The 13,421-nt window shown below is 65.7% G+C and carries 10 protein-coding genes; 9 read left to right on the top strand and 1 reads right to left on the bottom strand.

Annotation, left to right across the window (positions count from 1 at the left end):
• Window positions 1-97 precede the first annotated feature (97 nt).
• The 7 genes from trpC (at window position 98) to Pla123a_RS01775 (ending at window position 8,154) form a co-directional block, all read left to right on the top strand.
• The gene (trpC, locus tag Pla123a_RS01805; protein WP_146583813.1) at window positions 98-880 is read left to right on the top strand and encodes an indole-3-glycerol phosphate synthase TrpC; all 783 of its coding nucleotides are present in this window, start codon (window positions 98-100) and stop codon (window positions 878-880) included.
• Window positions 881-1,093: 213 nt separating this feature from the next.
• Complete coding sequence (locus Pla123a_RS01800; RefSeq protein ID WP_146583812.1) at window positions 1,094-3,097, top strand: ABC transporter substrate-binding protein; 2,004 nt, start codon at window positions 1,094-1,096, stop codon at window positions 3,095-3,097.
• A 72-nt stretch (window positions 3,098-3,169) separates the two neighbouring features.
• Entirely contained in the window at window positions 3,170-4,153 is a 984-nt protein-coding gene (locus tag Pla123a_RS01795; RefSeq protein WP_146583811.1) for an ABC transporter permease, read from the top strand.
• A gap of 36 nt (window positions 4,154-4,189) precedes the next feature.
• Window positions 4,190-5,326, top strand: a complete 1,137-nt coding sequence (locus Pla123a_RS01790; RefSeq protein ID WP_146583810.1) for an ABC transporter permease — start codon at window positions 4,190-4,192, stop codon at window positions 5,324-5,326.
• Between the two features lie 124 nt (window positions 5,327-5,450).
• Window positions 5,451-7,337, top strand: coding sequence for an ABC transporter ATP-binding protein (locus Pla123a_RS01785; protein WP_146583809.1), 1,887 nt, complete (start codon window positions 5,451-5,453; stop codon window positions 7,335-7,337).
• Between the two features lie 66 nt (window positions 7,338-7,403).
• Window positions 7,404-7,796 carry a hypothetical protein gene (locus Pla123a_RS01780; RefSeq protein ID WP_146583808.1) on the top strand — a complete coding sequence of 131 codons (393 nt, stop codon included), beginning with the start codon at window positions 7,404-7,406 and terminating at the stop codon, window positions 7,794-7,796.
• Between the two features lie 55 nt (window positions 7,797-7,851).
• Window positions 7,852-8,154, top strand: a complete 303-nt coding sequence (locus tag Pla123a_RS01775) for a hypothetical protein (RefSeq protein WP_146583807.1) — start codon at window positions 7,852-7,854, stop codon at window positions 8,152-8,154.
• On the opposite strand, the gene Pla123a_RS01770 is transcribed toward Pla123a_RS01775, so the two are convergent.
• Complete coding sequence (locus tag Pla123a_RS01770) at window positions 8,151-8,789, bottom strand: PEP-CTERM sorting domain-containing protein (protein ID WP_197527592.1); 639 nt, start codon at window positions 8,787-8,789, stop codon at window positions 8,151-8,153. The two genes, Pla123a_RS01775 and Pla123a_RS01770, sit on opposite strands and share 4 nt — an antisense overlap.
• A gap of 551 nt (window positions 8,790-9,340) precedes the next feature.
• Here Pla123a_RS01770 and Pla123a_RS01765 point away from each other — a divergent pair.
• Together Pla123a_RS01765 and Pla123a_RS01760 are read left to right on the top strand one after the other, a co-directional pair.
• Entirely contained in the window at window positions 9,341-11,236 is a 1,896-nt protein-coding gene (locus tag Pla123a_RS01765; protein ID WP_146583805.1) for a pectinesterase family protein, read from the top strand.
• A gap of 631 nt (window positions 11,237-11,867) precedes the next feature.
• On the top strand, window positions 11,868-13,367 hold the full coding sequence (locus Pla123a_RS01760) for a hypothetical protein (RefSeq protein ID WP_146583804.1): 1,500 nt from the start codon (window positions 11,868-11,870) through the stop codon (window positions 13,365-13,367).
• The last annotated feature ends 54 nt before the right edge of the window (window positions 13,368-13,421 follow it).

Genomic DNA, 13,421 nt, shown 5'->3' with positions numbered 1-13,421 from the left:
GGAGCGCCCCCGGCACCCTCAAGTTTACCCCTGACATCTTCCTAGCTCGGCGGCTCCCTTGGCGTCTCGGCGTCTTGGCGGTTCCCACCTCTGACCCATGCCCACCATCCTCGACAAGATTGTCGCCACCAAGCGCGACGAGATCGCCCAGGCCAAGTCGCTCCGCCCGAAGGCCGAGCTCCGCGCGGCGATCGCCGACGCGCCGGCACCGCGGGACTTCTTCGCCGCCCTCGCCGCGGTGGGGCCGATCAAGCTGATCGCCGAGGTGAAGAAGGCGAGCCCCTCGGCCGGGCTGATCCGCGACGACTTCGACCCGGTCCGTATCGCCAAGACCTACGAGGCCCACGGCGCGACCTGCCTGAGCGTGCTGACCGACGAGCAGTACTTCCAGGGGAGCCTCGACTACCTTCGGAACGTCCGCGCGGCAGTGGGCCTCCCCTGCCTGCGGAAGGACTTCATCCTGGACGAGCACCAGCTGCTGGAGGCCCGCAGCGTTGGCGCCGACGCGGCGCTGCTGATCGCGGAGTGCCTGACCGCCGACGAGCTGAAGCGGCTGCACGACGCGGCGCTCGAGCTCGGCCTCACGCCGCTGGTCGAGCTGTACGATCCGCAGAACATGGAAGCCGTGGTCGCGGCGGGCGCCAAGCTGATCGGCGTCAACAACCGCAACCTGCACACGTTCGAGGTCGACCTGCAGCACACCGTGCGGCTGCGTGAACAAGCCCCGCCCGACTGCGTATTCGTAGGAGAGAGCGGCATCCGCACGCACGACGACGTCCGCATGCTCGAGGACGCGGGCGTCAACGCGATCCTGGTCGGCGAGTCGCTGATGCGCGAGCCCGATATCGGCGCCGCGGTCGACCGACTCTTGGGACGCTAGCACCGTTTGGGTGAACGCCCAGTGACCAAGCCGAACCGACCAGCACACGGTCGTGCGGCGGTTTGGTCATCCCGGCTTCGGTCGTTGCGGCTTCGGTCGCCGCAATCGTCATTGACCCGCGGGAAACGACCGTGATAGCATGCGCCCTTTAGGGGGGATTTGCCGCCGCCTAACTGCGCCCCGAAGCGCCTGCGCACCACCACGGGACTCTCGATGATTCTCCGCTGCCCGACGACGCCCGGTTCGTATCTCCGGCCGACTCTCTGCGTTCCGCTGCTGCTGACCCTGCTCGCCGTCGTTGGCTGCACCTCTTCTTCCTCGACCGATACGCCGGCCGCCGACAAAGCGGGCGCCGCCCCAGGCGACGCCGCCGCCGAGGACGACGCGCCGGCCAAGCCGTTCAAGCTGGCCGACCTGCTCGAGCCGTTCGACCCGCCGCCGCTCGAGGAGGTCGACGCCAACGCCAACTGGCAGGACCGGCCCGTGCGTGACGGCCTGCAGGTGATGCGGGAGCTGCTGGCCGAGCAGCCCGCGCCCGAGATCACCGCCGCCGAGGCGCTCAAGCTCAAGAACGACTCGCCCGAGAACAACGCCAAGATGCGCGCCGCGCTCGGGAGGCTCGCCCCCAAGGACGGCTCGGGCGTCGACCACAACGCTTCGGTGACGCGGCACGTCGGCGGCGATCTGAAGAGCACCAACCCGCTCTCGGCGAGCAGCGTCACCGAGTTCGAGTACGGCAGCCTGACCATGAGCGGCATCCTCGCGTTCGACAAGAACTTCGACTGGTTCGCCACTAGTGAGACCGTCAAGAGCTGGCAGACCAGCGAGGACAAGATGGTCGACAAGTTCGTCCTGCGCGACGACGTCCTCTGGTCGGACGGCACGCCGGTCACCGCGCACGACTACGAGTACTCGTTCAAGGCCATCATGACCGAGGCGGTCGTGGTCCCCGCGGTCCGCTCGGGCGTCGACGAGCTGAAGTGGGTCAAGGCGTACGACGACCACACCCTGGTGATCTTCCACAAGGAGTCGCTGCCGACCAACACCGAGAACATGCAGATCTCGCTGATCCCGAAGCACATCTACGAGAAGACGATCCCCGCAGACCCGACGCTCGCCCGCAGCAAGGAGCACAGCCGGTTGGAGGACGACCCCGTAGTCGCCGGCCCCTACAAGCTGGTGAAGCGGACCCGCGGCCAGGAGTTCGTTCTCGAGCGGCGCGAGGACTACTACATGCACAACGGCAAGCAGGTGCGGGACAAGCCGTACTTCAAAACCGTCCGTGTGAAGCGGATCGAGGACTTCAACACGGCGCTCCTGGCGCTCAAGTCGGGCGACATCGACCAGATGGAGCTCCGCCCCGAACAGTGGGTCACCCAGACCAACGGCGACGATTTCTACGAGAACAACACCAAGGTCTACGACACCGAGTGGGTCGAGTTCCACTTCATCTGGAACGTCGAGTCGCCGTTCTTCAAGGACCAGCGGGTCCGCTGGGCGATGACCTACGCGGTGGACTACGAGGAGCTGCTCGAGACCATCTGCTACGGCCTGTACGAGCAGTCCCGCGGCAACTACCACCCCGACGCCTGGATGTTCCCCAAGGACGGCCCGGAGCCGGTCAAGCAGGACCTCGAGAAGGCGCAGGACCTGTTGGCCGAGGCGGGCTGGGAGGACACCGACGGCGACGGCATCCTCGACAAGGAGATCAACGGCCGCCGCCGCCAGTTCGAGTTCACCCTCACCACCTACACCACCGAAACCGGCATCAAGACCGCCACGCTGATGAAGGAGTGCCTGGACCTCTTGGGCATTGTCTGCAACGTAAAGCCGACCGAGTTCACGGTGATGCAGGAGAAGTCCCGCAACCACGAGTTCGACGCGATGATGGCGGGCTGGGGCACCGGCACCGACCCGTTCACCAACCAGAACATCTTTGGCACCGACGAGGGCCGCAACTACGGCAACTACTCCAGCAAGCGGGTCGACGAGCTGTTCGAGCAGGGCAAGCGGGAGTTCGACCGCGAGAAGCGGGCCAAGATCTACGCCGACATCCACATGCAGCTGTGGGAGGACCAGCCCTACACCTGGCTGTTCTACCGCAGCAGCTTCTACGGGTTCAACAAGAAGCTGCGGGGCTACAACTTCAGCCCGCGTGGTCCGTTCGGCTACAGCCCCGGCTTCGGCAGCCTGTGGGTCCCCGACGCGGCGCCGTAGGGCCGGGGACTTCACCAGCTCTCCGCCCCCGCCCTTGCCCCCCGACGCCACACGCCGCCCGCCGCTGGCTTTATGCTGAACTACCTGATACGCCGCATCGGCATCGCCGTGCTCACGCTCTGGCTCGTCACATTCGTCGTGTACGGGCTGATCCGGTTCATGCCGGGCACGCCGCTGACCACCGACCCGGCGATGATGGACCCGAACCGGCAGATGTCCGATGCGGACTACGCCCTTCTAGAGAAGCGATACGGCCTCGATAAGCCATGGTATGTCGGCTACTGGAGGTGGCTAGGCGACGCGGTGCATCTAGACCTGGGAGTAAGCATCCCCAGGAACAACAAACCTGTCGCACAGTTGATCGGAGAGCGGGCGCCCGCCACTCTGCTGCTGTCGGTCACGTCGCTGCTGCTGACGTACTTGCTGTCGATCCCGCTCGGCCTATGGGCGACCGCCAAGAACGGGACCATCGCCGAGCGGACCGTCAGCACACTGCTGTACGGGCTGTACTCGCTCCCTTCGTTCGTAGCCGCGCTTTACCTGCAGCTGTTGTTCTACGTGAAGCTCGACTGGCTGCCGCTGTACGGCCTGACCTCGGACAACTACGCGCAGCTCTCCACCGCCGGCAAGGCGTGGGACATCATGCTGCACGCGGCGATGCCGATCGCCTGCTTCACCTACGCGTCGCTGGCTTACTACTCGCGGTTCATCCGGGCGAACATGCAGGAAGTGATCCGCCAGGACTACATCCGCACCGCGCGGTCCAAGGGCGTCAGCCGCGCCGCGGTGCTGTGGAAGCACGCCTTCCGCAACACGCTGATCCCTCTCGTGACGCTGCTCGGCCTGACGCTGCCAGGCCTGCTGTCGGGCGCGGTCATCCTGGAGCAGATCTTCGTCTGGCCCGGCATGGGCCGGCTGTTCTTCGAGTCGATTCTGCAACGCGACTATCCGACAATCATGGGCCTGACGCTGATGTTCAGCGTGCTGACGCTCGCCGGCCAGTTGGTGGCCGACCTGCTGTACGCGGTGGTCGACCCCCGCGTCACGTACCAATAATAAGACCATCGACCGGACTGGCGCCCCGCGACACGAATGACGGACCAACCCAAGAAATCCCCCGGCTTCTGGCTCGAGTCCTGGCGCCAATTCCGCAAACGCAAGCTGCCAATGATTGCGTTGGCGTACGTGGTGCTGCTGGCGATGGTCGCGCTGTTCGCGCCCTTTATCGCCGGCACCAAGCCAATCATCTGCAGCTACAAGGGGAGCATTTACTTCCCTGTGATGGGCTACTACAAACGCGGCTGGGAGAACCCGATTTTCCGCAAGGACCGCGTGCTCAACCGCTACCCGATCATGCTGCAGGAGAACGACCCCAACAGCTGGGCCGTCTGGCCGCTGGTCTACCAGGACCCCTACCGCCGCATCCGCACCCGCGACTTCGCCGTCCGCGAGACCAACGACCAGGGCGAGCGGACCTACCGCTACGCCAAGGGCTGGGAGGACTACCAGGAGAACCCCTCGGGAGTTGACGGCAAGCCGAGCCGCCAGAACTGGTTTGGCGTCAACCAACAGGGCTTCGACGTGTTCGCGTCGATGGTGCACGGCTCTCAGACGGCGCTGTCGGTCGGCATCATCTCGATGAGCATCGCCGCGGCGATCGGCATCACCATCGGCGCGCTGGCCGGCTACCTCGGCGGCTGGGTCGACATCGTGCTCAGCCGGCTGATCGAGGTCGTGATGTGCATCCCGGGGCTGGTGCTGATCCTGGCGCTGGTCGCGCTCCTGGACAAGGTGAGCAACTTCCACTTGATGGCCGTGATCGGCGTCACCGGCTGGACCGGCATCGCGCGGCTCACCCGGGCGGAGTTCCTCAAGATCAAGCAGATGGAGTTCGTAACCGCCGCCCGGGCGATCGGCGCCGGCCGCGTGCGGATCATGAGCCGGCACGTGCTGCGGAACGCGTTGGCGCCGGTCTTGGTGCCGATCTCGTTCGGCATCGCGTCGGCCATCCTGACCGAGGCCGGCCTCAGCTACCTGGGCTTCGGCGCCTCGCCCCCCAACCCGAGCTGGGGCACGCTGCTCCAGTCAGGGCGTACAGCAATCCAAGAAACCTGGTGGCTGATCCTGTACCCCGGCGCCGCGATCTTCCTGACCGTGCTGGCCTACAACCTGATCGGCGAGGGCCTGCAGGAAGCGACCGACCCAAGACTCCAACAGGCGGGGCACTAACGGCTGCCCGAAAAACGGTGAGAGGGGTCTCCGACCGCGGGCCCTGCTTGCGATAATCGCCCTCGGAGAGGCCTCCTACAACCAACCGCGCCGACGACCGAGCCCCACCACCCCGGATCCCCCCATGTCCGCCGTCATTGATATCCAGAATCTCCGCACCTACTTCCACACCGACGAGGGGGTCGTCCGGGCGGTGGACGACGTTTCGTTCCGCGTCGAGCCGGGCCGCACGCTCGGCATTGTCGGCGAGAGCGGCTCGGGCAAGTCGGTCACGTCGCTGTCGATCATGAAGCTGCTGGCGTCGAGCGCCCAGATCGAGTCGGGCAAGATCTCGTTCCTCGGCCAGGACCTGGTCGGCCTGCCCGAGCCCGAGATGCGGAAGATCCGCGGCGCCGAGATCAGCATGATCTTCCAGGAGCCGATGACTTCGCTGAATCCAGTGTTCACGGTTGGCAGCCAAGTCGCCGAGGCGATCATCCTGCACCAAGGGCTGTCGAAGGCCGACGCCCGCAAACGCACCATCGAGCTGTTCGACGAGGTCGGCATCCCCGAACCGGAGGTCCGCGTCGACAGCTACCCGCACCAGATGTCCGGCGGGCAGAAGCAGCGGGTGATGATCGCGATGGCGCTCTCGTGCGACCCCGCGCTGTTGATCGCCGACGAGCCGACCACGGCGCTCGATGTCACGATCCAGGCGCAGATCCTCGACATCCTCCGCCGCCTCCGCGACACCCGCGGCATGGCGATCCTGTTCATCACGCACGACCTCGGCGTGATCGCCGAGATCGCCGACGACGTGCTCGTCATGTACCGCGGCGAGATGGTCGAGTACGGCCCCGTGCTGCAGATCTTCGAGTCGCCCCAGCACCCGTACACCAAGGGCCTGCTGGCCTGCCGCCCCAAACTCGCAACGCCGTACCGCCTGCTGCCGACCGTGCAGGACTTTATGGAGACCAGGGTCGTGGGCGGCCAGGTCACGATCATCGAGAAGGAGCTGTCCGAGGAGCGGCTGAACGAACTCAAGCATCACGGCCGCGGCCGGTTGCTGAGTCCCAAGAGCGAGCTCGAGGCGATCGGCCACCCGTGGACCGAGGGCCACCACCCGCCCGACACGACCACCGTCGACGAGGGGACCAAGCCGCTCTTGGAGGTCAAGGACCTCCAGGTGTACTTCCCGATCCGCCGCGGGGTGCTGTCGCGGACCGTGGGCTACGTGAAGGCGGTCGACGGCGTGTCGTTCAACGTCTACCGCGGGCAGACGCTCGGCCTGGTGGGCGAGTCGGGCTGCGGTAAGACCACCACCGGCCGCGCCATCCTGCGGCTGATCGAGCCGACCGGCGGCCGCGTGCTGTACGACGGCGTGGACATGACCGGCCTCTCCAGCAGCGGGCTCCGCGAGATGCGGCGGCAGATGCAGATCATCTTCCAGGACCCGTACGGCTCGCTGAACCCCCGCATGACGGTCGGCGCGGCGATCACCGAGCCGATGAACATCCACAAGCTCGGCTCGGGCAAGGCCGACCGCCGCGACCGCGCCGCCACGCTGCTGGAAGAGGTCGGACTGTCCGCCGACCACCTGCGCCGCTACCCGCACGAGTTCTCCGGCGGCCAGCGGCAGCGGATCTGCATCGCCCGGGCGCTAGCCGTGGAACCGGAGTTCATCATCTGCGACGAGTCGGTCTCGGCCTTGGACGTGTCGGTCCAGGCGCAGGTGCTGAACCTGTTGAAGAAGCTCCAAGAAGACCGCGGGCTGACTTACATCTTCATCAGCCACGACCTGAGCGTCGTGAAATTCATGGCCGACATGATGGCCGTGATGATGCCGGTATCCGACGCCGAGGGCAACAAGGGCGGCAAGATCGTCGAGTTTGGCCCGTCGGAGAACATCTACGCCAACCCCAAAGAAGCGTACACCCAGAAGCTAATCAGCGCGACGCCGAAGGACGATATCGAGCACGTGCGGGCGCTAGTGGCGAAGCGCGAGGCGCAGCGAGCAGGGGCGGCGACTTAGGCCGGAGTCCGGCGAATTACACGGATCACGTCGCGGGTAAGGAACGTCAAGCATTGTGAGCGACCAGTGGAACGTCCTGAGTTGGAGTTCTTTAACAGCTTGAGCGGCACACTGGAGATTGAGCTGAACAATCCTGCCAACCCAGTCGCCGGATTGCTGAATCTGTCGGCCGATAGCGACGCCAAGATTACCGCCGTCCGGTTGGCGCCAGAAGTATTTGTTGACTCGACGAACGACTTCCGCCCACTTTCCGAGGCCGAGCTAGCCTCGACAGCTTACCTCGTGTCTTCAATTCGGCTCCGCGGTGAGTTCAGAGACACGACAGTTGATCATGAGGCGACTGAGCGGATGACTCGTGAGAAGACCAAATGGCTCGGCGGCGTCGATGTGCACCACATTTTCTTTGAAGGGCTACACCCCGACGAAGACGGCAATTGGGTGATACAGTGGGGATCCTGAACTCAGAGTCTGGCTCTCGCTCACTCAAATCCGTCGACGGAATGCGTAGCAACCCATGCCCCGCCCCAACCACCTCGCCTTCTCCGACATCAAGCTCGCCGGACCCAGCAAGAAGCCGGGCGTCTCGGTCCTCTTCAGATCCGACGAGGAGATCGACGCGTTGATTTGTTTGCTCGAAGGCCTGAAGGGGGCGACGGACGGCTTTGCCCACTGCCACCTGCAGGACCACTCGATGCAGGGCGGGCCGATGCACAAGGCCGCCGCGGAGGTCTACTTCAACGCGCCGAGCGTTCGCACCAACCAGAATGAAATCGAGCTCCGTGACACGCTGATCGCAGAGTTTGGCTCGGGCCGCTAGCGCCCGCGCCGCCGGCGCCCGGCAATCACCATCCCGCCGATCCCCAGCACCGCCAGCGAGGCCGGCTCCGGCACTCGGCCTTCGACCCGCAGCGCCATACGGTCGTCAAGAGGACGCGTGCCCCAGATGCCGAGGTCGGTGCGGCCGGCGGTCAGGCCGATGTCTCCAATGGTGTTGAAGTTCCAGCTCCCACGGAACTCGTCTTCGGCGTCCATCACGACCCAGTAGGTCGTGTTCGCACTGAGCAACACCGGCGCACCCGAGACATTCAGCACCTGCTTGCCGGTCGCGTTGACGGTGGTGGAGTAGGTCTGCAGCGCGGCGCCCGGCCCGTCGCCAGAGTCCATCGCCAGGATGATGTCGACCGGGCCCGTTCCGATCGCGGGCGAGTCGTTGACGAAAATGCCCAGCGAAAGCGTTTCGGCCATCTGGTCCGCAGGGCCTACGGTGAAGGCCACCGCCTGGTCGATGTCGCCGATTGCGGCGACGCCGTCGCCGCCGTCGACGACGCGGCCGCCATTGCCGAAATCATTGCCGGGGCCGAAGTTGTTGAAGATCACCGCCGCGCCCGCCAGTGGAGCCTGGGCCGCCAGCGTCAATGCGGCCAGGGCCGCCCAAGTGAGTGTGCGTTTCATCATGATAATCGCTCTGTTTCGTGTGGTTGGAGGTAAGTAGGGAGCGTGCCCCCACCAGAGAATCACCAACGGCGACCCGGGTCCGCCACGCACTTTGCACCAGGCCAGCGTCGGCAGGTGTCCCATCAGCACAGCCCCTCCGTGCCGCCTCTGTTTGCTCCGCTGGCCGTCTGCCCTCTCAAACCGCCGCTCCGGCTGAACAATGCGACTATCGACCGCTTGTTTGCGATCCGGTGGGGGGACGTCCCACCGCGAGCCAACTACACTGAGGGGCGTCGAGGCGACATCGCTCGGTCGCGAGTCGAGAAATGGGGACTGGCTCGACGCCGTGAGTGGGAAAGATCCCAAGGCACGCTGGGACGCGGCGTGCCTGTCCCCTTTTTTCGATGGACCACTGGTACGCCCCGCTTGAAAAAGGGACAGGCACGCGACCGCAGTCGCGCCGACACAATGGCCTCGCTTAGTATTGCGGTCGAGAGCCAGTCCCCATTTCAAGCTCACCTAGCGGTATCTTCCTGAGCACTCTCCCCAGTCATCGAAAGCCGCTCGCCATGCGTAGCCTCTGCCTCCTCTGCTTCTCGCTGCTGCTCGCCACGGCCGCGGCCGCCGAGTCGGTCCGCACCATTACGGTCGACAGCTCCATTCAGGACGCCATCGACCAAGTACCGCTCGACAACCACGAGCGGGTGGTGATCGAGATCCCCAACGGGCACTACAACGAGCGGCTCCGGCTGGACCAGAGCCGCGTTACGCTGCGTGGCGAGAGCCGTGGCGGCGTGACCATCCACTTCAACTTCCCGCGTGAGGAGTACCACAAGCGGTACGACCGCTTCGGCGCCGGCGTCGTGAACCTGTACGGCGACGACTGCGTGCTTGAGCACCTCACGATCGACAACACCCAGCCGACCCACGAGCACGCCTTCGCCATCTACGGGCAGCCCAACCGCGTGATCATCGACGACTGCCGCGTCGTGGGCGAGGGGGGCGACACGCTCTCGCTCTGGAACACCGCGCACGGCATGTACTACCACCGCAACTGCGAGTTCCGCGGCGCGGTCGACTTTGTCTGCCCCCGCGGCTGGTGCTTCGTCCGCGACTCCAAGTTCTACGAGGTGCTCACCACCGCCGCCATCTGGCACGACGGTCACATGGACCCGGCGCACATGAAGTTTGTGCTCACCGGCTGCGAGTTCGACGGCGTGCAGGACTTCTGGCTCGGCCGCAACCACTACCCGAGCCAGTTCTACCTGCTCGGCTGCCGCTTCGCGAAGACCATGGCCGACCGGCCAATCGGCGTTGTGAAGGACCTGTCGAACGTGCCCGAGGAAGACCGCTACCAGTGGGAGCGGAAGTACTTTTATGACTGCCACCGTGACGGGGGCGACTACGCCTGGCACGCCGACAACCTCGACCAGGCCGCCGGATCGCCGACGCCCGACCAGATCACGCCGGCGTGGACGTTCGACGGCCGCTGGGACCCGGAGAGCCAGTCCCCGCCCGAGGTCGTCGAGGTCGAGACCCACCAAGACAAGCTCTACGTCCGGTTCAGCGAGCCGGTCGCCGGAGCCGTAGCCGCAACCGTCACCCGCGCCGACGGCGGCCAGGCCGAGCTGATCAGCGGCGACGGGACCGCGCGGCTGGTGTTTGCCGGCGGCAACGAGGACTCGGCGCCGGCGACCTTAAACGGCGAATCACTCTACGGCTGCCACGCGACGCTCGCAATGCGACGTCTCGGGCAGGTGAAGCTGCCCGAGACTGCCCCACGTCGCGACGCGGTGATCCTGGTGATCGGCGACTCGACCGTGGCCGACTACGCCGCCAAGTCGACGCTGCAGGGCTGGGGCTGGGGGCTCCGCAAGTTCCTCGACGACCGCAGCACGGTCATCAACGCCGCCGCCAACGGACGCAGCTCCGAGAGCTTCCGCAGCGAGGGCCGCTGGGAACGCGGCCTGGCCGAGGCCAAGGCCGCAGGCGGGCCGCACTATGTGTTCATCCAGTTCGGCCACAACGACAACCTGGGCAAGGGTCCCGGCCGTGAGACCGACCCGGCGCCGGGGGGCAGCTTCCGCGCGAACCTCAGGCGGTACATTGCCGAGGCCCGCGACGCCGGAGCCGTGCCGGTGCTGCTGACCCCGCCCCGCCGCCGGCTGTACGACGAGGGGACCGACCGGCTGCGGCAGGACGTCGGCAACGCGCCGTACGCCGAGGCGGCCCGGGCGGTTGCCGCCGAAGAAGGGGTCACGCTGGTCGACCTGCGGGCGATCTCCGAGCAGCTGTTCAACGACCTCGGCCCGGTCACCGCCGCGCGGCTGCAGACCGAGGGGGACGCCACCCACTTCTCGCCGGCCGGCGCCCGCGAGCTAGCATCGCGGGTGCTGCAGGATCTGTGCGAGCAGATGCCGGGGTTCGAACGCTACGTGGTCGAGGACCGGCTGGCGCGGCCGTAGTCGGCCATCCGCAGAGGAAGTCGTGGTGTGAGACTGGGGTGAAAACACGCGTCAAATACACGCCGGATCAGCCCATTTCGGGTCACGCGAGCCTTATCCACGCCTTATCCGCCGCTATGAAAGCGATTTCAGTCGCCCTTGCATTTCGTGCGACTCTGGCCCGATTGGACGCCGTCGACGGCGGGGTCGGACGGTGGGGGCGTGGTGGCCGATTGCGTCGGAAGGGGCGTGACTTATCGCAGAATTACTGCGTCTTTTTGCCTGTCTCGTCGATAATCTGGGTCCGGGCCAGCGAACGCGGCACAGCGCATCACCCTGAGACAAATCTCTCAGAATCTTCCGCAAGCGCTTGCAATGACTCGCAGGAATTAATAACATCCTAGTGTCGGATCGTGCGTCCTTGTGCGGACCGATCCGGCGTACGACTCGTGTCCGGCTCTTTCTGTTACTTGTCTTTCGGCCACAACGATTCCCAACGTCAGCGCTTCGCGGCTATGGCGTGGCGGCGGCAGCAGTTCTGCTCGCGCCCGTCGGCTCCGCTCAGAACACTTATGGCATTGCGCTGCTGATGAAATCCACCGGTGGCCGGGGCGCAAGCGAAGGCTCATCTACTCAAGCAGGACTACTCACGATGAAGACTACTTTGCGACTTTCTGCGGTCTTGTCTCTCTGCCTAGCAACTGCGTCGATCGCCGTGCAGGCGCCCGCCGCGGAGCTGCTGACAGCAGGCGGCTTCGAAGCAACCGTTAGTGGTGGGGAAGTCCCTTTCTGGACGCTTGAGGAGTTTATTAGCGACGGCAGCATGTCGCCGGTCGGCGCCGCCGCGCTCGTAGGGTTCGCCAACGATATCAACGACGAAGAAGGCGGTTCGGGCCTCTGGCTGCAGGCGTTCAACGGCGGCGACGAGGCCCGCAGCTTCAACGGCATCAACGCGATCCTCTCGCAGGTGGTCGCCGTATCCGCGGGCGATTCGTACACGCTAACGGGCGCCTCGAACTTCGAACAGAACTACTCGGGCGGCGTCGTCTCGCTCGACGGGCTCTCTCCGCTCGGCCAGCAAAACGGCGGCGTCGCGACGCCGACTCCGACACAGAGCTTTTTTGAGATCGAGTGGCTTGATGGCTCGGGCACACCGGTTGGAACGCCCGCCACGCTCGACCTCGTCAACGACGACTTTCAATTCTCTGGTGGGGGTTGGCTTTCGCACACGCCCCTCACCGCGACCGCCCCGACAGGCGCCACCCAAGCCCGCATCAGCGCCAAAGCGATCGACATGGTCGAGAACATCGACCCGGGCCAGTCGGCGTTCTATGACAACTTCTCGTTCACGAACGACAGCGCTCCCGGCACGGAGTTGCTCCTTAACGGCAATCTGAACGAGACCCCGCCGACGCTCGAGGACGTCCTCAGCGAGATCTGGGAGATTGTCGAGACTCCGAGCGACGTCAACGTGCTCTCGTACGCCGGCTTCGCCAACAACGGCGACACCGGCGGCGCCAATGGCGTGTGGGTGCGCGCGTTCGCCGGAGACGGATCCAACGGCGTTGTCCAGCAATCAGTCGAGGCCATGGCCGGCGTAGAGTACACGTTCAATGCCTCCTCGCGGTTCGAGGTCAACTTCGCCGCCGACCAGGGCAACGGTGAGAACCAGATGCTCATGGAGCTCAGCTTCCTGGACGGCTCGGGCACGGTCATCGACACCGCGTCGTACGATCTGCGGGTCGACGGCGGCCAGACCTCCGACAACCTCTGGCACGACCACAGCCTATCGGCCACCGCGCCGGCGGGCACCGCCCAGGTCCGCGTGGCCGGCGTCGTGAACAACATCTTCAACAACCCGGCCGGCGGAGCCCAGTCGGCCTTCTGGGACGACTTCTCACTGATGACCGCCATCGCCGGTCTGGCGGGCGACTTCAATAATGACGGGATGGTCGACGCCGCCGACTACACGGTTTGGCGTGACGGCTTCGGCACGACCTACGACCAGTCCGACTACGACGACTGGGCCGCCAATTACGGCGCCACTTCCGCCCCGTCGGCGGCCGCGGGCGCCGTGCCCGAACCGGCAACCGGCCTGTGCTGCCTGACCGCGGCCGCGCTGGTCGTCGGCCTGCGTCGCCGCCGCAGCTAGAACGCCCCGAGCACGGCCGCCGCGGGCCCTCGCCCGCGGCGGCCCCATCGGTCC

It is taken from the genome of Posidoniimonas polymericola, from assembly GCF_007859935.1.
Taxonomy (GTDB): Bacteria; Planctomycetota; Planctomycetia; order Pirellulales; family Lacipirellulaceae; genus Posidoniimonas; species Posidoniimonas polymericola.
Note: the sequence above shows the minus strand (reverse complement) of the source record. Positions and strands in the feature narration are given on the sequence as shown.